Annotated in this window: 19 protein-coding genes; 12 read left to right on the top strand and 7 right to left on the bottom strand. The window is 66.1% G+C overall.

Annotation, left to right across the window (positions count from 1 at the left end; genetic code table 11):
* Positions 1 to 12: 12 nt before the first annotated feature.
* Both glgX and TZ00_RS05080 read right to left on the bottom strand, forming a co-directional pair.
* Positions 13 to 2,085, bottom strand: a complete 2,073-nt coding sequence (gene glgX / locus TZ00_RS05085; RefSeq protein ID WP_044439775.1) for a glycogen debranching protein GlgX — start codon at positions 2,083 to 2,085, stop codon at positions 13 to 15.
* Positions 2,086 to 2,214: 129 nt separating this feature from the next.
* Positions 2,215 to 3,597: a glycine--tRNA ligase gene (locus TZ00_RS05080; RefSeq protein WP_044439774.1), complete on the bottom strand. Its 1,383-nt coding sequence runs from the start codon at positions 3,595 to 3,597 to the stop codon at positions 2,215 to 2,217.
* A gap of 71 nt (positions 3,598 to 3,668) precedes the next feature.
* On the opposite strand from TZ00_RS05080, the gene TZ00_RS05075 reads away from it, so the two are divergent.
* From TZ00_RS05075 to TZ00_RS05065, 3 genes are all read left to right on the top strand, one after another.
* Positions 3,669 to 4,745 carry a hypothetical protein gene (locus TZ00_RS05075; RefSeq protein WP_044439773.1) on the top strand — a complete coding sequence of 359 codons (1,077 nt, stop codon included), beginning with the start codon at positions 3,669 to 3,671 and terminating at the stop codon, positions 4,743 to 4,745.
* A 112-nt stretch (positions 4,746 to 4,857) separates the two neighbouring features.
* The gene (locus TZ00_RS05070; RefSeq protein ID WP_238579584.1) at positions 4,858 to 6,885 is read left to right on the top strand and encodes an APC family permease; all 2,028 of its coding nucleotides are present in this window, start codon (positions 4,858 to 4,860) and stop codon (positions 6,883 to 6,885) included.
* Between the two features lie 88 nt (positions 6,886 to 6,973).
* Positions 6,974 to 7,207: a DUF3073 domain-containing protein gene (locus tag TZ00_RS05065; RefSeq protein WP_044439770.1), complete on the top strand. Its 234-nt coding sequence runs from the start codon at positions 6,974 to 6,976 to the stop codon at positions 7,205 to 7,207.
* Here the strand turns inward: TZ00_RS05065 and TZ00_RS05060 are convergent.
* Positions 7,204 to 7,566 (bottom strand): hypothetical protein, encoded by a 363-nt coding sequence (locus tag TZ00_RS05060; RefSeq protein ID WP_044439768.1) that lies wholly within the window; start codon positions 7,564 to 7,566, stop codon positions 7,204 to 7,206. The genes TZ00_RS05065 and TZ00_RS05060 overlap by 4 nt on opposite strands.
* Before the next feature lie 58 nt (positions 7,567 to 7,624).
* Here TZ00_RS05060 and TZ00_RS05055 point away from each other — a divergent pair, with 58 nt between their 5' ends.
* Complete coding sequence (locus tag TZ00_RS05055) at positions 7,625 to 8,443, top strand: putative protein N(5)-glutamine methyltransferase (RefSeq protein ID WP_152631090.1); 819 nt, start codon at positions 7,625 to 7,627, stop codon at positions 8,441 to 8,443.
* 22 nt (positions 8,444 to 8,465) lie between these two features.
* Here the strand turns inward: TZ00_RS05055 and TZ00_RS05050 are convergent, their stop codons facing one another.
* A complete protein-coding gene (locus tag TZ00_RS05050; RefSeq protein WP_044439766.1) occupies positions 8,466 to 9,377 on the bottom strand; it encodes a LysR family transcriptional regulator ArgP in 912 nt (303 codons plus the stop codon).
* Positions 9,378 to 9,445: 68 nt separating this feature from the next.
* Between TZ00_RS05050 and TZ00_RS05045 the strand changes: the two genes are divergently transcribed.
* Positions 9,446 to 10,075 carry a LysE/ArgO family amino acid transporter gene (locus TZ00_RS05045; protein WP_044439764.1) on the top strand — a complete coding sequence of 210 codons (630 nt, stop codon included), beginning with the start codon at positions 9,446 to 9,448 and terminating at the stop codon, positions 10,073 to 10,075.
* A gap of 34 nt (positions 10,076 to 10,109) precedes the next feature.
* On the top strand, positions 10,110 to 10,514 hold the full coding sequence (locus tag TZ00_RS05040; protein WP_044439762.1) for a RidA family protein: 405 nt from the start codon (positions 10,110 to 10,112) through the stop codon (positions 10,512 to 10,514).
* A gap of 2 nt (positions 10,515 to 10,516) precedes the next feature.
* On the opposite strand, the gene TZ00_RS05035 is transcribed toward TZ00_RS05040, so the two are convergent.
* Positions 10,517 to 10,882 carry a sterol carrier family protein gene (locus TZ00_RS05035; RefSeq protein WP_044439760.1) on the bottom strand — a complete coding sequence of 122 codons (366 nt, stop codon included), beginning with the start codon at positions 10,880 to 10,882 and terminating at the stop codon, positions 10,517 to 10,519.
* A 240-nt stretch (positions 10,883 to 11,122) separates the two neighbouring features.
* On the opposite strand from TZ00_RS05035, the gene purD reads away from it, so the two are divergent.
* Complete coding sequence (gene purD / locus TZ00_RS05030; RefSeq protein ID WP_044440339.1) at positions 11,123 to 12,394, top strand: phosphoribosylamine--glycine ligase; 1,272 nt, start codon at positions 11,123 to 11,125, stop codon at positions 12,392 to 12,394.
* Positions 12,391 to 13,269, top strand: a complete 879-nt coding sequence (locus TZ00_RS05025; protein WP_044439758.1) for a phosphoribosylaminoimidazolesuccinocarboxamide synthase — start codon at positions 12,391 to 12,393, stop codon at positions 13,267 to 13,269. Before purD ends, TZ00_RS05025 begins: the two co-directional genes overlap by 4 nt.
* Positions 13,270 to 13,341: 72 nt before the next feature.
* Here the strand turns inward: TZ00_RS05025 and TZ00_RS05020 are convergent, their stop codons facing one another.
* Positions 13,342 to 13,713: a hypothetical protein gene (locus TZ00_RS05020; protein WP_044439757.1), complete on the bottom strand. Its 372-nt coding sequence runs from the start codon at positions 13,711 to 13,713 to the stop codon at positions 13,342 to 13,344.
* Between the two features lie 272 nt (positions 13,714 to 13,985).
* On the bottom strand, positions 13,986 to 15,086 hold the full coding sequence (gene purM, locus TZ00_RS05015) for a phosphoribosylformylglycinamidine cyclo-ligase (RefSeq protein ID WP_420796225.1): 1,101 nt from the start codon (positions 15,084 to 15,086) through the stop codon (positions 13,986 to 13,988).
* A 133-nt stretch (positions 15,087 to 15,219) separates the two neighbouring features.
* Between purM and TZ00_RS05010 the strand changes: the two genes are divergently transcribed.
* Genes TZ00_RS05010 through purF form a run of 4 tightly spaced genes read left to right on the top strand, consistent with a single transcriptional unit; the run spans position 15,220 to position 19,124 of the window.
* Positions 15,220 to 15,405 (top strand): hypothetical protein, encoded by a 186-nt coding sequence (locus TZ00_RS05010; RefSeq protein ID WP_044440337.1) that lies wholly within the window; start codon positions 15,220 to 15,222, stop codon positions 15,403 to 15,405.
* Positions 15,405 to 16,664 carry a cupin domain-containing protein gene (locus TZ00_RS05005; RefSeq protein ID WP_044439755.1) on the top strand — a complete coding sequence of 420 codons (1,260 nt, stop codon included), beginning with the start codon at positions 15,405 to 15,407 and terminating at the stop codon, positions 16,662 to 16,664. Before TZ00_RS05010 ends, TZ00_RS05005 begins: the two co-directional genes overlap by 1 nt.
* Positions 16,661 to 17,605, top strand: a complete 945-nt coding sequence (locus TZ00_RS05000) for a sucrase ferredoxin (protein WP_202965822.1) — start codon at positions 16,661 to 16,663, stop codon at positions 17,603 to 17,605. The genes TZ00_RS05005 and TZ00_RS05000 overlap by 4 nt, the downstream gene beginning before the upstream one ends.
* A gap of 46 nt (positions 17,606 to 17,651) precedes the next feature.
* Positions 17,652 to 19,124: an amidophosphoribosyltransferase gene (purF, locus tag TZ00_RS04995; protein WP_044440333.1), complete on the top strand. Its 1,473-nt coding sequence runs from the start codon at positions 17,652 to 17,654 to the stop codon at positions 19,122 to 19,124.
* The last annotated feature ends 69 nt before the right edge of the window (positions 19,125 to 19,193 follow it).

The following is a 19,193-nucleotide window of genomic DNA, read 5'->3' as shown; positions in this document are numbered from 1 at the left end:
GCAGTTCGGGCGTCAGGCCCGCGAGCGCAGAAGAGTGAACGATCCTCCGGAGGCGATCAGTGTCGTGACCGGCCCCTCGACGACCTGACCGGGGTCGCTCGACACGGCCAGCTCCCATTCCGCTCCCGGCGCCGACGGCACCTGGAACTCGACGCCGTTCTCGGCGGCGTTCAGCAGAAGCGCGAAGGAGTCGGCGCCCTCGTGGGTGAACACGAGTGTCTCGGTGCGTGCGTTCGGGTTGTCCCAGTCGTGGTCGTCGAAGCTCTCGCCGTCGCTGCGCACGATCTCCACCGCGTCGGCGGCGATCGTGTCCGGCACCTCGGACAGCATCTCTGGCGCCTGTCGAAACCAGGCAGGCCGCAGCGCCGGGTTCTCCCGCCGCAACGCGATGAGCTGCCGAGTGAAGGAGAGCAGGTCGGTGTCTGCTGCTGCCCAGTCGAACCACGAGATCTCGTCGTCCTGGCAGTAGGCGTTGTTGTTGCCACCCTGGGTTCGTCCCATCTCGTCGCCACCCAGCAGCATCGGAACGCCCGCGGAGAGCAGGAGGGTCGCCAACAGGTTGCGCCTCTTGCGGTCGCGGCGGGCGTTCACCGATTCGTCATCGGTCGTGCCCTCGGCTCCCCCGTTCGACGACTTGTTGTCGCTCTCGCCGTCATTGTTGTCCTCGCCGTTCGCCGCGTTGTGCTTGTCGTTGTACGAGGTGAGATCGTGCAGGGTGAATCCGTCGTGGGCGGTGACGAAGTTGACGCTCGAGAGGGGCGAGCGGCGCGACGACTCGTAGACGTCGGGAGACCCGAGGATGCGCTGCGAGACAGTGCCGAGCACCGAGTCGGTACCGTTCCAGAAGTCGCGCACGTCGTCGCGGAACTTGCCGTTCCACTCCGACCAGTCGGCGGGGAAGCCGCCGACCTGGTAGCCGGCCGTATCCCACGGCTCTGCGATCATCTTCACGGGAGCCAGCACCGGATCCTGCGCGATCAGGGTGAGGAAGGCGCTGTGGATCTCGGCATCGCCGCCCTGCCGGGTGAGCGTCGTGGCAAGGTCGAAGCGGAAGCCGTCGACGTGCATCTCGGTGACCCAGTAGCGCAGGCTGTCCATGATCAGACCCAGGGCCGCCGGATGCGAGACATTCAGGCTGTTGCCGGTGCCGGTCGTGTCGAAGTAGTGCACCTCGTCGCCCTCGACCAAGCGGTAGTACGACGCGTTGTCGATGCCCTTGAAACTCAGCGTCGGGCCGAGGTCATTGCCCTCCGCGGTGTGGTTGTAGACCACGTCGAGGATCACCTCGAGACCGGCGGCGTGAATCGCCTTGACCATCTGCTTGAACTCGGTGACCTGACCGCCCGCCTGGCCCGCAGCATCCGAAACATACTCGTTGTGCGGTGCGAAGAACCCGATCGAGTTGTAGCCCCAGTAGTTGCGGAGGCCCTTCTCGATGAGGTGGCTGTCCTGCACGAACTGGTGCACGGGCATCAGCTCGACGGCGGTCACGCCGAGATCGGTGAGGTGCTTCAAGGCGGCCGGATGTGCCAGGCCCACGTAGGTGCCGCGGATCTCCTCGGGCACCTCGGGGTGCAACTTGGTGAAGCCCTTCACATGGGTCTCGTAGATGACAGACTCCGCGAGCGGGGTGCGCGGAGCCCGGTCGTCCCCCCAGTCGAAATCGGAATCGGTGATGACGCAGCGTGGGCTGTGCGGCGCCGAATCCGTGTCGTTCCGTGTCTGCGGCTCGTTCATGTCGTGACCGAAGAACGACTGGTTGTCTGACTCCCAGTCGTAGCCGCCCTCGATGGCAGTGGCGTGGGGGTCGAGCAGCAGCTTGTTCACGTTGTGCCGCAGCCCGGCATCGGGGTTCCATTCGCCGTCGACTCGAATGCCGTATCGGGTACCGATGCCGACGCCGTCGACGAAGCCATGGAAGACGTGTCCGGTGCGCTCGGACAGGGCGATGCGACTCTCGTCGCCGTTGTCATCGAAAACGCACACGAACACGGCGTCGGCCGTCTCCGAGTAGAGGGCGAAGTTCCACCGCCCGTCGATCGTGGAGAACCCGAGCGGGTAGGGAAGAGAACGGGCGGAGGCCATCGGTGATCCTGTCTGAAGAGAGCGAAACTATCGCTCTCGCAGAATAGAAGCGAGCGGCTCTACTCGCCGGATCTGCCGTGGGGGCTAGCGCTCCGCCGCACTTTGTGATGCGGCGGAGCCCGCTACCGACTAGGCGCCGATGAGCCTCTCGGCCAGGTATCCGTGCAGGCGGTCGAGCGACACGCGCTCCTGCGCCATCGAGTCGCGCTCGCGCACCGTCACGGCGTTGTCTTCAAGAGACTCGAAGTCGACCGTGATCGCGAACGGTGTGCCGATCTCGTCTTGGCGACGGTAGCGGCGACCGATGGCGCCGGCGTCGTCGAAGTCGACGTTCCAGCTCTGGCGCAGGTCCTGCGCCACCTTGCGAGCCAGAGGCGAAAGCGCCTCGTTGCGCGACAGCGGCAGCACGGCGGCCTTGACGGGCGCGATGCGCGGGTCGAGCTTCAGCACCGTGCGCTTGTCGACACCGCCCTTCGAGTTCGGGGCCTCGTCTTCGTGGTACGAGTCGACCAGGAAGGCCATAAGCGCCCGGGTCAGACCGAATGACGGCTCGATCACGTAGGGAATCCAGCGCTCGTTCGACGTCTGGTCGAAGTACGACAGGTCGGTTCCCGACGCCTCGGAGTGCGTCTTGAGGTCGAAGTCGGTGCGGTTGGCGACACCCATGAGCTCGCCCCACTGGCTGCCCGGGAACTGGAAGCGGTACTCGATGTCGACGGTGCGCTTCGAGTAGTGCGACAGCTTCTCTTGAGGGTGCTCGAACTGGCGGATGTTCTCCGGGTTGATTCCGAGGCCGACAAACCACTCCCAGCTCTGGTCGATCCAGTACTGGTGCGCCTCTTCATCGGTGCCGGGCTGCACGAAGTACTCCATCTCCATCTGCTCGAACTCGCGGGTGCGGAAGATGAAGTTTCCGGGGGTGATCTCGTTGCGGAACGCCTTGCCGACCTGGGCGATGCCGAACGGCGGCTTCTGCCTCGAGGTGTTGAGCACCGTGGCGAAGTCCACGAAGATTCCCTGGGCGGTCTCGGGCCGCAGATACGCCATGCCCGACTCGTCTTCGAGCACGCCGAGAGTGGTCTTCAGCATTCCCGAGAACTTCTTGACCTCCGACCACTGGCCGACATTGCCGGTATCGGGGTCGCGCACGTCGGCGAGGCCGTTGACCGGCGGATGCCCGTGCTTGGCCTCGTAGGCCTCGAGCAGGTGATCGGCGCGGTAGCGCTTGTTGGTCGCGAGCGACTCGACCATCGGGTCGTTGAATACCTCGACGTGGCCGGAGGCCTCCCATACCTGGCGCGGAAGAATGACCGCCGAGTCGAGGCCGACGACGTTGTCACGGCTCTGAACCATGAACTTCCACCACTGCCGCTTGATGTTCTCTTTGAGCTCCACGCCGAGGGGCCCGTAATCCCAGGCACTGCGAGTGCCGCCATAGATCTCTCCGGTCGGAAAGACGAATCCTCGGCGCTTGGCGAGGGCAATGACAGAATCAAGAGGAGATGTGGGCATAACGGCTTCCGTAAGTCGCCCACCGGCCGGCTGCCAGCGGGTGGATAAGCCACAATCTTATGGGAGGGGCCATGGGGGACCGCGACACCGAGCGCTGGCTTCGCCTGCACGGGCTGCCGTATTTCGTGGCACCGCGTGCTCGATCGAGAGCGCTGCTGGCGCGCACCGCCCCCTTTCTGGTGTTCGCTCTGGCCTTCGATGTGCTGAGTTCAGTGGTTCTCGAGGTCGCTGTCGATCTCGACACCGCCTCGGCAAGCGAGCTGGCACTGGCGCTCGTGGCCTTGCTCCTCGTTGCTGCCGTTCCGGTGGTTCCCGCCCTGCTCGGGGTATGGACAGCCCATCTTCTGCGTTCCCGGGCACGCGCGAAGGGGCCGGTCGCCCTCGTCACGCTCATTCTCTATCTGGTGGTCGATCCTCTGGTCTTCGGCATCATCGGATTCGGCGACCCCGTCGAGTCTCTCGTTCAGAACACCGCCGTCGCCGTCGCCGCCATCGGCCTCACCTGGCTCGGAATAGGAGCGTTGCTCTCCTGGGCGCTGCGCGCTGCGGTGCGGCAGTTCGGGGCCTTGGGTCAGCTCGCCACGCGGGCGCTGCCCATCCTGATGCTCGTGGTGGTCTTCGCCTATTTCGCGCGTGCCCTGTGGGAGGTGACGGCAAGCATAACCGCGCCGCGACTTGTCGGCGTCGCACTGTTCTTCCTCGTGCTCGGCCTCCTGTTCACCGTTCCGATCATGCGCACAGAGCTGTCCGCCCTCCACCTGGCACCTGAGACCGAGGGGCCGCCTCTGACGTCGCTCGAGCGGTTCAACCTCGGCATCGTCGTGGTGATGGCGCAGGCCTTTCAGGTGGCGCTCTTCGCCGCTCTCGTCTGCGTCTTCCTCGTCGTTCTCGGCATGCTCGCGTTCAGCGACGAGGTGCTGAACAGCTGGCTCGGCGGCTATGGCGCAAACGCGCAACTTCTGGGCATCGAACTGCCGGTGCGAACGGCGATGCTGAAGACCGCCGTCTTTCTCAGCTGCGTCTCGTCGCTCAACTTTCTGGTCTCCGTGTCGACCGCCCCCGCGTACAGGGCGTCCTTTTATCAGCCTCTGCTCGACGAGGCACGCGAGGCACTCAGCGTTCGCGCGGCCTACCGAGCCGAGCGATGACGCGGCTGCTCGCCCTCGACATCCGCACCGGCCGTATCGACGTAGTCAATCGTGACCGCGCTCAGCCCGAGCCACATTGACATGAGGTTCGCGCGGAGTAGTGTTCTCACTCGTGACTAACGAAGTCAAGTCGGCAAAACGCTGGTTTATCGGCGAACCGCTCCCGACCGACAAACTCGAAGGGCAGCTTCTTCCGAAGCGGCTCGCACTGCCCATCTTCGCCAGCGACCCGCTCTCCTCTGTGGCATACGCGCCGCAGGAGCTGCTGATGATTCTGCTCATCGGCGGTCTCGCCTTCTTGAGCTTCGCGCCCTGGGTCGCCGCAGCGGTCGTGCTGCTGCTGGTGGTGGTCGTGGCGTCGTATCGCCAGCTGGTCAAGGCGTATCCCTCGGGCGGCGGAGACTACGAGGTCGCCCACAAGAACCTCGGCGAGAAGGCCGGACTCGTCGTGGCATCGGCGCTGCTCGTCGACTACGTTCTGACCGTTGCCGTGTCCGTGGCTTCCGGCGTCGACAACATCATCTCGGCCCTGCCTTTTCTCAACAGCTACCGCGTCGAAATCGCCGTCTTCTTCGTGATCGTGCTCGCCGCCGTCAACCTGCGCGGCGTCGCCGAGTCGAGCAAGGCCTTCGCCATCCCCACCTACCTCTTCGTCGGCAGCGTGGCGCTGATGATCATCGTCGGGCTCGGCCAGGCGGCGTTCGGCCATGCGCCCGTGGCCGAGTCGGCCGACTACGGCGTCAAAGCCGAGAATCTCGGCCAGGCCGCCGTCATCCTGCTTCTTCTGCGCGCCTTCTCGAGCGGCTGCAGCGCCCTCACCGGCGTCGAGGCCATCTCGAACGGCGTGCCGGCGTTCCGCACCCCCAAGGTGAAGAACGCGCAGCGCACCCTGGTGCTGATGGGAAGCATCGCCATCGCGCTCTTCGCCGGGCTTGTCACCCTCGCGCTCATCTCCCGCGTGCACTACGCAGAAGACGCCTGCCACCTCATCGGATTCCAGAACTGCCAGACCGAACCGCAGCGCAGCCTGATCGCGCAGATCGCTTCGAGCGTCTTCGGCAACAACTCCGTGCTGTTCTACGTGATCCAGGCGGCCACCGCTGCTGTTCTGCTGCTCGCCGCGAACACGGCCTTCAACGGATTCCCACTGCTCGGCTCCGTTCTGGCCAAAGACTCTTATGCCCCGAAGTCGCTGCTCACCCGCGGTGACCGCCTCGTCTTCTCGAACGGTGTGCTCATCCTCGGGCTGTTCGCCACGCTCATCATCGTGGTGTACCAGGCCAGCCTCACCCACCTGATCCAGCTCTACATCATCGGCGTCTTCGTGTCGTTCACCCTGGGGCAGACCGGAATGGTCAAGCACTGGTGGGGAATGCTGAAGGGCGGATGCTCGAACCGCGGAGCCGTATGGCGCGGCCTGGCGATCAACGCCTTCGGCGCCCTGCTCACCGCCGTCGTGCTCCTTGTGGTCACCATCACCAAGTTCACCCACGGCGCCTGGCTGGTCTTCGCGATCATGCCCGTGCTCTACGTGCTGATGCTGGGAGTCAACCGCTACTACCGCGACGTGAACAAGGAGATCGAGGTCGACGCCACCACGACCTTCGGCGCTGACGGCGATCACGCGATCGTGCTCGTCGGGCGCATGCAGAAGCCCGTTCTCAAGGCCCTCGACTACGCGATCGCAGCCCAGCACGACAGCATCGAGGCCGTACACCTCTCGATCGACGAGGATTCGACGAACGCTCTCGAGAAGGCCTGGAGAGAGATGAACATCTCAGTGCCTCTCAAGATCATCGTCTCTCCCTACAGAGAGGTGGCTGAGCCGCTCTGTGAGTACATAGCGAAGCGGCGCACGACCCACGGCTCCGAAGTGGTGACCGTCTACACGCCCATCTACATCGTCGGCCACTGGTGGGAGACCCTCCTGCATAACCACAAGGCGCGTCGCATCCGCAAGCGCCTGATGCTGGTGCACGGCGTCACTATCGCCCTGGTGCCCTGGCTTCTCGACTCCTCCGAGGTCATCTACGGCCGCAGGTCGCGCCCGCTGCCCGGAGCGGAACGCCGGGGAGAACCCATGCGCCCGGTTGCTCGTACGCCTCGCCAGGAACGACGGCACGCGAGGTCGCAGCAGTAGTAGGTGCTAAACTGGCGCAAGTTTTGTAAGTTATTCGACTCCCGGGTGGCGTTCTCATCCCCCGGCCCGAGAGGTGAGGGGGTCTCGCATGGGGCGCGGCCGTCAAAAAGCTAAGCACACCAAGGTTGCTCGCGAGCTGAAGTATTTCAGTCCCGACACCAACTACTCCGCGCTCGAGCGCGAATTGAGCCACCCTTCCGACGGTGAGCCCGATTACTCCAAGTGGATCGACGAAGACGACGACGAGTCCGAACTCGATGGTGTCACCGTTGTGAACCCAGAGCTGCTCGACTCCGACGAGCCGCGCCAGAAGCGCGCCTAGTTCGCCGAGCCGTCGCCTGGCTTCACGTCGGCGCTGATCTCAGCATCGCCTTCGACCCGCTCGCTCGTCGTCATCACGACGGTTCGTGCGCGTCGGCTCGAGGCTCGGTCGACTCCGATAGCGACGGCGGCCGACAGGCCGATGAACACGGTCACCAGAATGATTCCGACGAAGCCGAAGACCTGAGCCCTCGAATAGTTCGGCTGCTCGGGAAACACGAAGGTCAGAATCAGCGTGACGAGAATGGCGAGCGCGATTCCCACGGCAATAAATCGCACGAAGCGCGGCGATCGCCGCACCACCACCTCGTGCGTTGCGCTGGCAGGGGCAGAAGAAGTCGAGTCGTCGGGATGAGCCACACCCCATTGTCTCGCACATTGCCGGGCGGTCGCCGTGCCCCGAGAGCATAATCGTCTGATGGATCTCGACCGAACCGTGCTCACCCTGCGCGCCGCGGGGTGTGTGTTCGCCGAAGACGAGGCACGGCTGCTCATCGAAGCGACGAGCGACGGTTCGACGATCGATCGCGATGCACTCGATGCCCTTGTGGCTCGGCGCGTCTCAGGGGTTCCTCTCGAGCATCTCCTCGGCTGGGCCGAGTTCGCCGGCATCCGGGTTCTGGTCGACGAGGGTGTCTTCGTTCCGCGTCGACGAACCGAGTTTCTTGCGACCCGCGCCGCCGAGCTTGTGCGCGAGACCGAGCTTGTACCCGGGCATGAGCATCCGATTGTTCTCGATCTCTGCTGCGGATCGGGCGCGATCGCTGTGGCGATGCGCGAATCGCGGGGGCCGTCCGCGCCTGCGGCAGAAATCTACGCGGCCGACATCGATCCCCGCGCAGTGGCTACCGCCCGACGCAACCTCCCGCATCCGGCCGTCGTCGTCTGCGGCGACCTGTTCGAGCCGCTGCCCAACGGGCTGCGCGGGCACGTCGATGTGCTCGTCTGCAACACCCCCTATGTGCCAACGGATGCGATCGGCTCGATGCCGCCAGAGGCCCGGCTCTTCGAGGCGGCCCTTGCACTCGACGGCGGCGACGACGGCCTCGACGTACAGCGTCGCGTGGCCGCTGAATGCCGCGCGTGGCTCGCTCCCGGCGGCCACGTACTGGTCGAGGCGAGCGAGCGGCAGGCGCCGCGATCGGTCGAGTTGTTCGAGCGGGCCGGACTGCGGAGCCGCATCGAGTACTCCGACGACTACGACACCTCGATCGTGGTCTCGACGAAGCCTCACTAAGGCCGGTCGCCGGTCGAACGCGCTAGGACTGATCGAATGGGTGCAATGACGCACGCGCTCCGCGACGAACGGCGTCGGTGACCGAGTCGAGCATGGTGGACGCGAGATTCCATCGCTGCCAGAACAGCCGAACCTCGGTGAAGCTGCCGGGCGCAAGCTCGATCAGGCGTCCAGACACGATCTCGGCTGCGCACTGCTGCTCGGGCAGCATGGCCCACCCGAAGCCGAGCACGACGGCACGGGCGAAGTCGCTCGACGTGGGCACGAAGTGCCGAGGCTGCAATGCGACAGAGGCCGGGCCGGCGGCGCGCCGAACGAACTCGGCCTGCAGTTCGTCACGCCTGTCGAAGTCGACTCTCGGCGCTCGAGCCAGTGCCGAACCGTCTCCCGGCACGATCGCGTGATCCGACCGGAATCGAGGCGAGCACACAGCCAGGTAGCGCATCGCTCCGAGCGGTTCGACCGAGCATCCCTGCACGGCGTCGGACGTCGATGTCACCGCCGCCATCACCGTTCCAGAACGCAGCAGCGAGGTCGTGTGCTCCTGGTCTTCGCGGTGGATGTCGAAGGCGACGCCGCCCGCCTCGACCAAGGGTGAGACGGCCTCGAGAAACCAGGTCGCCAGGCTGTCGGCGTTGACCGCGACCGCGAGGGGAAACCAGCCCTCGCCCTTATCCGCGTGCAGAGCCGATCGGGCATCAGCCTCGAGGAGGGAGACCTGCCGCGCCAGCCGCAGCACGATCGACCCCGCCTCTGTAGGCATCACCGGGGTCGTGCGCTGCAGCAGAATCTGGCCCGAGGCCTGTTCGAGAGCTTTGATCCGTTGCGACACCGCCGACGGAGTCACGCGCAGTCGGCGTGCGGCCGCGTCGAAACTCGCCTCTTCGACGACGGCAAGGAGCGTCTGCAGATGATCGAGTTGAAACGCTGACATTAGCTCCTCTAATCCGTCGTTAGAAAGATTAGCTGTACCAATCGAACACCATCTCCTACCGTCGGAACATGCCCCTCGAGACCACGCTTCTTCCCGCTGTTTTCGGCCTCGGCACCGGGCTCGCGCTGATCATCGCCATCGGTGCGCAAAACGCCTATGTTCTCCGGCTTGGGATCGCAGGCAGGCTGCGTATCGTCGTCGCGATCGTCGCGATCTGCGCCATCTCCGACGCCGTGCTCATCGCCGCAGGAGTACTCGGAATCGGCGTGGTGATCGAGAGAGCGCCCGTAGCGCTGGTGATCATCCGCATTGTCGGCTCTGCCTTTCTCATCGTCTACGGACTCCTGGCCGCGCGTCGCGTTGTGCGCCCGCAGACGCTCGAGCCGGCGGCCCAGCACGGGTCGATCTCGGTGAAGACCGCTGCCCTGACCACGCTGGCGCTGACCTGGCTCAACCCTCACGTCTACCTCGACACCATCGTCTTCCTCGGCTCGGTCGCCAATCAACAGGGGCCGGCAGAGCGCTGGTGGTGGGCTGGCGGGGCCATGCTCGGCAGCCTCCTCTGGTTCAGTGCCCTCGGCTTCGGCGCGCGGTTACTCCGCCCGTTCTTCGCCCGGCCGAATTCGTGGCGCATTCTGGATGCCGTGATCGCCGTGGTCATGCTGGCCCTCGGCATCCGGATGGCCGTCGGGTTCTGAGCTCGCAAAAAACCCGCGTCGCTAGGCTGGATGCATGACCGCTGTCACGCTCATCCGCTCGGACTCCCTCGCCCAGTCGGCCCCCTACGCGTATGCTTCGACGGCTCCCGCCCACGCGCGGCTCGTCTTTCTCGCGGGCGCCTGCCCACTCGATCCAGACGGCGAGGTCACGGGTCGGGGCGACATCGCCGCCCAGGCCCGACTCTGCATGCAGAACCTCGAAACGGCCCTCGAAGCGGCCGGAGCGACGCTGCACGACGTTCTATCGACCCGTGTTCTTGTCGCGACGACGCAGCAGCCTGATCTCGTGACCGCGTGGAATGTCGTGCGCGACGCCTTCGGCGACCACGACGTGCCGAGCACGCTGCTCGGCGTGACCGTGCTCGGCTACCCGAATCAGCTGGTCGAAGTCGAGGCCGTCGCGGCAGTACGCGACTGATCTTAGGGGCGCTCGACCGGCACGTAGCCGGTGAGATCCGCCCTTTGTCCAGAAGCGTGGATGCGCGCGGCAGCCACGCCGTCGGCCCACGAGAGGCGGCCGGTCGCCAACTCGAGCCAGGTGGCGGCATCCATCTCGACGACGTTGGGCGGAGTGCCGCGGGTGTGGCCGGGACCCTCGATGCACTGCACCGCGCCGAACGGCGGAACCCGAACCTCAACCGTGTTGCCCTGGGCCGCGTCTGCGAGGCACTGAAGCAGATAGCGCGTGGCCGTGGCAGTCGCGTCACGCGAGGCCGCAACGCCCTCTGCCGTCGTGGCCGCGATGGCCGCTTCTCCATCGAGAGGTCGAATGCGTGTCTTTGCCATAGCTCTCAGCGTATGACGTGCCGAGAGGTGTCGTGCGGCAGATCGACTTGGGGGGAGGTCAGTGATCTGCCGCACGAGTGTGGTTCGTACGGCGACGTGAGATGGGGGGAAATCGCGTCGCCGTACGAAGTTCTGTGGAGTTGTTCCGGCTGTGTCTCCCACCGCCTTCATAGATAGAGAGTCGGCAGGTACGTGTTCATGACGGCGATCTGAAAAATTCTTCGAAGCTAAGCTGTGGCTGTGAAGATTCTTGTTCTCGGATCCGGCGCGCGCGAGCATGCCATCGTCACCGCGCTCCTGAATGAGCCCGGTCAACACGACATCGTTGCGGCGCCGGGTAACGCGGGCATCGCGCTCGTCGTTCCCGTCGTCGGCATCGACGCGGAAGACCCGGATGCCGTGGTCGATTTCGCGCAGGACGGCGACATCGATCTCGTCGTCGTCGGGCCGGAGGCGCCGTTGGTGGCCGGGGTCGCCGACGCGCTGCGCAAACGGGGAATCCCCGTCTTCGGACCGAGCCGCGAGGCCGCTGCCCTCGAAGGCAGCAAGACGTTCGCGAAGCACATCATGGCGGAGGCCGGAGTACCGACCGGCCGCGCCGAACGCGCAGGCACTCTCTCCGACGCGGAGCGCATCCTCGATGAATTCGGCGCGCCCTACGTGGTCAAGGCCGACGGACTGGCCGCGGGCAAGGGCGTTCTGGTCACCGAGAGTCGCGACGCCGCCCTTGAGCACGCCCGGCACTGGCTGGGCCACGGCGAGGTGCTCATAGAGGAGTTCCTCGACGGAGAAGAGGTCTCGCTTTTCCTGGTCAGCGACGGGCACACGGTTCGCCCTCTGTCTCCCGCACAGGATTACAAGCGACTTGCAGACGGCGATGCCGGCCCGAACACGGGCGGCATGGGTGCGTACTCGCCCCTGCCCTGGCTCGACGAGCAATTCGGCAGTGAAGCCGCCTTCGTCGATGAGGTCATCGACACGATCGCGCTGCCCACGATCAGACAGCTCGCGGCCGAGGAGAAGCCGTTCATCGGTCTGCTGTACTGCGGGCTGATCCTTACCCGCGACGGGATTCGCGTCATCGAGTTCAACGCTCGCTTCGGCGACCCTGAGACCCAGGTCGTGCTGCCGCGGCTCGAGACGCCGCTCAGCGAACTGCTCTTCGCCGCGGCGAGCGGCACCCTCGTTGATCAGCCCCGCCCGTCATTCTCGAGCGACGTCGCAGTCACCGTCGTGGTAGCGAGCGAGAACTACCCGGGCACGCCCGTCACGGGGCGCGTGCTCGCGGGCCTTTCCGAGGCGGAGGCTGTGGCGGGAACACACATCGCCCACGCGGCCACAGCCGTGAAGAACGGCGAGCTCGTCGCCACGGGAGGACGCGTGCTGAGTGTCGTCTCCACCGCATCCGATTTCGCCGAGGCCAGACGCCGGGTGTACGAGGCTGTCGATCTGATCGGGCTCGAAGGCTCGCAGCACCGCAGCGACATCGCCGCGAAGGTGGCCACGGCATGACGATCGAGATCGAGGGCTTCACCGACGTCTACAGCGGCAAGGTGCGCGACCTCTACATCCCCACCGACGCAGTGAGCATCGACGACGCCGAGACCCTGCTGGTCGTCGCCAGCGACAGGGTCAGCGCCTACGACCACGTGCTCGAGCCCGGCATCCCGGGCAAGGGCGAGTTGCTCACCACCCTGAGCCTCTGGTGGTTCGACCAGCTGTCGGGCATCCCGAATCATCTCGTCGGAGACCAGGCCGATGTGCCGGTCGAGGTCGCGGGGCGCGCCATGCTGGTTAAACCCCTCGACATGTTCCCCATCGAGTGCGTGGTGCGCGGCTACCTCTCCGGCTCAGGCTGGAAGGAGTATCTCGAGTCCCAGTCCGTGTGCGGCGTCGCCCTGCCTTCCGGTCTCGAGAACGGCGATCGTCTGCCCGAACCCATCTACACCCCTGCATTCAAGGCCGAGCTGGGCGATCACGACGAGAACATCACGTTCGAGCGAACGATCGAACTCGTCGGCGCCGACGTGGCCGAGCGCCTGCGCGCGCTTTCGCTCGAGATCTATTCGCGGGCATCCGCCATCGCCGAGGCCCGCGGGGTGATCCTCGCCGATACCAAGTTCGAGTTCGGCGCCGACCGCGTCTCGGGCGAGATCACCCTGGCCGATGAGGTGCTCACGAGCGATTCGAGCCGCTACTGGGACGCGGAGGCGTACGCCGCCGGTGATCGTCTCGCCAGCTTCGACAAGCAGATCGTGCGCAACTGGCTCTCTGCCAACTGGAACACGACGGATCCGAATGCCGGTCCGCCCCCAGAGCTTCCCACGGCGATCGTGGAGCAGACGGCCGCGCGCTACCGAGAGTTACTCAGCAGACTCACGGCGTAACCGGCCCAAGCCACGTCTGTTGCCGGTCGCGACGGATGTTGCCGGTCGACCGGCAACATCCGTCGCTGTGGGTCACAGTCGCCTCGTCGACACCACCGCGGGGCGCGGAACGGGAGCCTCCTCCGGCAGCAGAGGCGAACCCGCCTCGATGAAGGCGCGGGTCGCCGACCGCACGAGGGCCCCGCTCCACACCTCCGGATGCGGCACACTCGGGTCGACCAGCAGGCAGTCGAGCCGGGTCGGGTGTGACGAGGATGCCGGCCCCCACCAGATGCCGCGGGCGAGCGGGCGTCCGTCGAGGAAGGCGAGCCAGGTCCACTCGTCACGATAGTTGCCGGCATCTTGGCCAGCGAGGAACTGCAGGGCGTCTACCCACGGGCCGGGGCCGGGGGACGAGAAGGAGAGAACGGCGCCGAGGTCGGCGCCGGTGGTTGAACGAAACACGAGAGTGTCCTCCGAGAGAAGTGGAGGCGCTGCTCGCTTGATTCAGTCGATGACAGCCGAAGGGAGGAGCGCCGGGATAAGGGGGTGGGTGCGGGAATCGCATCGCGCGATCGCATCGTTCTTGTCCATTGCCATCAACTCCCTTCCTCAATCGTGGACGCCCGGGTTGGCGTGCTCACCGACAGTAGCGCTTGATCTCGGCCGATCTCAAGCTCTCGTTACAGTTCCGTTATATTCTTCTGTTCGCATATAAAGGCCGAACGGCCCCGATATCAGCTGGCGAACTGCCCAACGAGTCGCACAGCTCCCCCATCGACGCCCTTGGCTCCCTGCTCGAATCCGTTGAGATCGTGCTGGCCCAGCGACACGACACCCGCCTGCCAGGTAGGAATGCCATCGGCGGTCAGGGCGGCCGCAACCGCGTCGGAAGCATCGGCCTTCACCACCGCGAACATTCCGATGCCCAGGTTCCAGGTGCCCTCCGAACTCTCGAGGGTCGAGCCCGCGAGGGCTGAGAGCACTCGGAACACGGGCGCGGGCGACCACGTCGACCGCTCCAGCTCGACCCACGACCCACGCGGAAGCACTCGTGCCAGATTCGCGGCGATGCCGCCGCCGGTGACATGCGACAAAGAGTGGATGGCGCCGGCGAGCGCGGGGTCGCCGAGCACGCGCAGCAGGGGCGAGGTGTAGAGGCGAGTGGGCTCGAGCAGAATCTCTCCGACAACGCCCCCGAGTTCGGACGACGAATCGGTGTAACCGATTCCGCGAGACGAGAGGATGTGCCGCACGAGCGAGAATCCGTTGGAGTGCAGCCCTGACGATGCGAGCGCGAGCACGACGTCGCCGTCTTCGACGAGGTGTGCCCCGAGAAGCTCATCGGCCTCGACAGCGCCGACCGCCGCACCCGCTACGTCGTAGTCGTCGGGGCCGAGCAGGCCTGGGTGCTCCGCAGTCTCGCCGCCGACGAGCGCCGTGCCCGTGTCGGAGCACGCACGCGCGATGCCGGCGACGATGTCGGCGATGCGCTCGGGAACGACCTTGCCGCAGGCGATGTAGTCGGTCATGAAGAGAGGTGTGGCGCCGACGACGATGATGTCATCGACGACCATACCCACCAGGTCTTGCCCGATGGTGTCGTGCTTGTCGATGGCCTGTGCGATGGCCACCTTCGTGCCCACGCCGTCGGTCGACGTGGCCAGCAGGGGGCGATCGAACTGCTTGAGAGCAGACACGTCGAAGAGTCCGGCGAAACCGCCGAATCCGCCGACGACCTGAGGGCCGTGCGTGTTCGAGACCGCGGCCTTCATCAGCTCGACGGCGAGGTCTCCGGCGTGGGTGTCGACGCCGGCCTGGGCATAGCTGTTGCTCATGCTGTTCATTCTTCCCTATATGCGCCCCCTACGACGGTCGTGGCAACATCTGTAAACCCCTCCCGCGCTGTCGGTCGACCGGAGTAGCGTGAGGCTCGAAGGTGGCCAGACATCCACCGTGGGAGGAGAACCGATGGGTATCAACGACGAGGACATCACATCAGGAACCGATAACGCAGGCGAAGGCCCCGCCGATGGCGGAGCCAACGTAGGCGGACACGACGGTGGCGCGGACGGCGCGGCATCTGCGGGCGAAGGCCCGGCAGACGGCGGCGCGAACCCCGATGGCCACGACGGCGGAGCCGACGGATCGGCGTGATGAACCCTAGCCCTCACGAAGCGAGGGCCGAGCGCGGGTCGGGAAACCGGCCCGCGCTTTCTCGCTGCATCAACATCGGCGCCGATGAATTCGCGGCCGATTACTGGGGCCGAGGCCCTTTGCTCTCTCGGGCAGACAGCCTCGAGCGCGACTTCTCAGATCTGTTCTCGAGTGATGCGGTCGACGAGCTCGTGTCCGAGCGGGGCCTCCGCACACCCTTTATGCGCATGGCCGTCGAGGGCCAGGTGCTCGCCAAAGACCGCTTCACCGCTCCGGGCGGTTTCGGAGCGGAGATCGCCGATCAGGTCTCGAGCGAGAAGGTGCTCGCCGAGTTCGCTGCCGGCGCGACCATCGTTCTGCAGGGGCTGCACCGCACCTGGCCGCCGATCATCGACTTCACGACCCGGCTGGTGTCCGACCTCGGGCATCCGGTGCAGGTCAATGCGTACGTCACGCCGGCGTCGTCGCGCGGCTTCGATCCCCACTACGACGTGCACGACGTGTTCGTGCTGCAGATCGCCGGAGAGAAGCGCTGGAGGATCCACTCCCCCGTGCATCCCGATCCGCTCGCCGACCAGCCGTGGTCGCAGTATTCCAAGGCCGTCGCCGACGAGGCGAAGAACGCACCCGTCATCGACGAGGTTCTGCGGCCCGGCGACGCACTCTATCTTCCGCGGGGATGGATCCACTCGGCCGAGGCCCTCGGTGACACGTCGGTTCACCTCACGATCGGCATGAGCGCCTTCACCCGTGCCGATCTCGTGGCACTGGTATCTGCGAGAACCCGCGCCGACGCATCCCTGCGCTCGTCATTGCCGCTCGGCCTCGACCTCGGCGACCCGGATGCGCTGGCCGACGTGCTCGCCGAGACGGTGGCCGATCTCGTGGCCGCCATCCAACGCGATCCGGTCACGCCCGCCGCCGCCGCCGCATCCCTCGCCCGGCGACTCACAAACGTCACCCGACCCGAGCCGGTGCGCCCCCTCGCGACTGTGGCCGGCCTCGCTCGTCTCGACGTCGCATCCGTCGTTCGCTGGCGTCTCGGGCTCTCAGGCCGCGTAGAGGCCCGAGGCGACACGGTGTGCCTCGCGGCCGGCAGTCGCACGCTCTCGTTGCCCGTCGTGGCTCACGCCGCACTCGAGCACCTTCTGCTCGGTGAGTCGACGCCCGTGGGCTCCCTTCCCGGCCTCGACGACGAAGACGCCATCGTGGTGTGCCGGCGCCTGGTGCGCGAGGGCGTTCTGGTGCTCGAGGCGTGACCGAGCTCAGCGCGCGGCAGGTGGTGCCCGACTGGCGCCCCTGCAGCGATCGCTCCCGCGAGCGCGGAGATCCCCTGCCGGGCACCGGTTCGCGGGGCACCGAGTGGTTTCTCGTCGAGATCTCGGGCGCCTGGGGCCAGCACGCGTTTCTCGAATCGACTCTGCCCGTCGAGGTGGGTCGGGCGCTCGTCAAGAAGGTCGAGGGTGCGGGCATGCGACCGCTCGCGATTCGCAGAACGGGCAAGCGGGCGCCGCAAGACGGCTACCGCTGGGCCTATGTCGATTCCCGGCCCGGCTCCGAGGGTGTGCGCTGGGGATGGGTGGAGACGGCCGAGGAGCTGCTCGACGTTCCACTCGACGGGTCGACGGGGGTCGTCTCCCACAAGCCGATCGTCGCGGTCTGCGCCCACGCGAGGCACGATCAGTGCTGCGCCGTGCGCGGCCGGCAGGTCGTGAAGACGCTCGCCGAGGCTTTTCCCCAAGAGACGTGGGAGTGCTCGCACCTCGGCGGCGACCGCTTCGCGGGCACGCTGGTGCTCCTGCCGCACGGCCTCTACTACGGCCGGGCAGATGGGGCGGATGCGGTCGGCCTCGTCACCCGGTACCTCGAGGGCCGCGTCGACGAGCGCTTCTTCCGCGGCCGCAGCTCGCTACCGAATGCCGTTCAGGCGGCCCAACACCACGCACGAGCCACCCTCGACGACGAGCGCATCGACATCCTCGGCCCGACGTCGGCCCGCTTCGCCGACGGCGTCTGGCGCATAGAGCTCGAGTATCCGGCGGCGACGATCAAGGTGATGCTCGCAGAGACGCTGTCTGAACCGCTGCTGTCGACCTGCTCGGCCACACGTCCCGGGCGCAGCCGGGAATACCGCTTGCTGTCGGTCGAGATCGCAGACGCCGCATCGGCCGAGGGACAGGTGTCGTCAACGCTCCCGTAGAATGGAGCACGGCCTATTTCTCTACAGCGTCTGGAGCCCGCCCGGTATGTGCGGCATCGTCGGTATCGTCTCGTCCGGTCCGGTCAATCAACAGGTTTACGACAGCCTCCTCCTGCTTCAGCACCGCGGGCAGGACTCGACCGGTATCGCCACCGCCGACGGCTCGAGGTTCCACATCGTCAAGGCCAAAGGCCAGGTTCGCGAGGCGTTCCGCACCCGCGACATGCGGTCGCTGCTCGGCAACGTCGGCCTCGGCCACGTGCGCTACGCGACGAAGGGCGCCGCAGGCAACGAGCAGGAGGCGCAGCCGTTCTACGTGAACGCGCCCTACGGCATCGTGCTGATCCACAACGGCAACCTCACGAACACCCGCGAGCTCAACCAGGAGCTCTTCCACATCGACCGTCGGCATCTGAACACCTCGAGCGACACCGAGTTGCTGCTCAACGTGTTGGCCACCGAGCTGCAGGGCCAGGTCTCCGGGCTCGATCTCGAACCCGACCAGGTCTTCGATGCCGTCGCCAACGTGCACGAGCGCATCGAGGGCTCTTACGCGGTGATCGCGCTGATCGCCGGCCACGGCCTGCTGGCGTTCCGCGACCCGTTCGGCATCCGGCCCCTCGTTCTCGGCAAGCGAAGCGATTCCAACGCCCTCCCGGGTGTGCAGCGCGACGAGTGGATCGTGGCCAGCGAATCGCTTGTGCTCGAGGCATCCGGCTACGAGGTCGTGCGCGAGGTCGCACCCGGCGAGGCCATCTTCATTACGCAGAACGGCGAGATGTACTCACGCCAGTGCGCGAAGAACCCGGTTCTCGTGCCCTGCTCGTTCGAGTACGTCTACCTCGCCCGCCCCGACAGCGTGATGAACGGCATTTCGGTCTACGAGGCCCGCCTCCGACTCGGCAATCGTCTGGCCACTACCATCGCCGATCTCACCCCGATGGGCGACATCGATGTGGTCATGCCCATCCCCGACTCATCGCGCCCCGCCGCTATGCAGGTCGCGCAGAAGCTCGGAGTCGAGTACCGCGAGGGGTTCTACAAGAACCGCTACGTGGGCCGCACCTTCATCATGCCCGGCCAGGCCGAGCGCAAGAAGAGCGTGAGGCAGAAACTCAACGCGATGTCGACCGAGTTCAAGGGCAAGAACATCCTGATCGTCGACGACTCGATCGTGCGCGGCACGACCTCGAAGGAGATCGTCGAGATGGCCCGCGCCGCCGGTGCCAACAAGGTCACGTTCACGTCGGCCGCTCCGCCGGTGCGCTTCCCTCACGTCTACGGCATCAACATGCCGTCGCGCGAAGAACTCATCGCCCACGGCCGCAGTTTTCCCGAGATCGCCAGGGAGCTCGGCGCCGACCACCTGATCTACCAGGAGATCTCCGACATGGAGAGCGCAATCCTCGAGGGCAGCGAGGTGAAGAACCTCGAGATGAGCTGCTTCACCGGCGAGTACGTCACCGGCACGGTGAGCCCCGAGTACCTCTCTTGGGTCGAGGCGACGCAGCGCTCCTAGCGCCCGTTCCCTGAGCCCGTCGAAGGGCTGCCGCATCGACTCGTCGTGAACGCACTTTTACTCCCCGGG

The organism is Agreia bicolorata, assembly GCF_000938265.1.
Classification (GTDB): Bacteria; Actinomycetota; Actinomycetes; order Actinomycetales; family Microbacteriaceae; genus Agreia; species Agreia bicolorata.
Note: the sequence above shows the minus strand (reverse complement) of the source record. Positions and strands in the feature narration are given on the sequence as shown.

Excerpts from the sequence above, each read along its gene's own strand:
- glgX (WP_044439775.1), bottom strand. The coding sequence starts at position 2,085 with ATGGCCTCCGCCCGTTCTCTTCCCTACCCGCTCGGGTTCTCCACGATC.
- TZ00_RS05080 (WP_044439774.1), bottom strand. The coding sequence starts at position 3,597 with ATGCCCACATCTCCTCTTGATTCTGTCATTGCCCTCGCCAAGCGCCGA.
- TZ00_RS05075 (WP_044439773.1), top strand. The coding sequence starts at position 3,669 with ATGGGGGACCGCGACACCGAGCGCTGGCTTCGCCTGCACGGGCTGCCG.
- TZ00_RS05065 (WP_044439770.1), top strand. The coding sequence starts at position 6,974 with ATGGGGCGCGGCCGTCAAAAAGCTAAGCACACCAAGGTTGCTCGCGAG.
- TZ00_RS05055 (WP_152631090.1), top strand. The coding sequence starts at position 7,625 with ATGGATCTCGACCGAACCGTGCTCACCCTGCGCGCCGCGGGGTGTGTG.
- TZ00_RS05050 (WP_044439766.1), bottom strand. The coding sequence starts at position 9,377 with ATGTCAGCGTTTCAACTCGATCATCTGCAGACGCTCCTTGCCGTCGTC.
- TZ00_RS05045 (WP_044439764.1), top strand. The coding sequence starts at position 9,446 with ATGCCCCTCGAGACCACGCTTCTTCCCGCTGTTTTCGGCCTCGGCACC.
- TZ00_RS05040 (WP_044439762.1), top strand. The coding sequence starts at position 10,110 with ATGACCGCTGTCACGCTCATCCGCTCGGACTCCCTCGCCCAGTCGGCC.
- TZ00_RS05035 (WP_044439760.1), bottom strand. The coding sequence starts at position 10,882 with ATGGCAAAGACACGCATTCGACCTCTCGATGGAGAAGCGGCCATCGCG.
- TZ00_RS05025 (WP_044439758.1), top strand. The coding sequence starts at position 12,391 with ATGACGATCGAGATCGAGGGCTTCACCGACGTCTACAGCGGCAAGGTG.
- purM (WP_420796225.1), bottom strand. The coding sequence starts at position 15,086 with ATGAGCAACAGCTATGCCCAGGCCGGCGTCGACACCCACGCCGGAGAC.
- TZ00_RS05010 (WP_044440337.1), top strand. The coding sequence starts at position 15,220 with ATGGGTATCAACGACGAGGACATCACATCAGGAACCGATAACGCAGGC.
- TZ00_RS05005 (WP_044439755.1), top strand. The coding sequence starts at position 15,405 with ATGAACCCTAGCCCTCACGAAGCGAGGGCCGAGCGCGGGTCGGGAAAC.
- purF (WP_044440333.1), top strand. The coding sequence starts at position 17,652 with ATGTGCGGCATCGTCGGTATCGTCTCGTCCGGTCCGGTCAATCAACAG.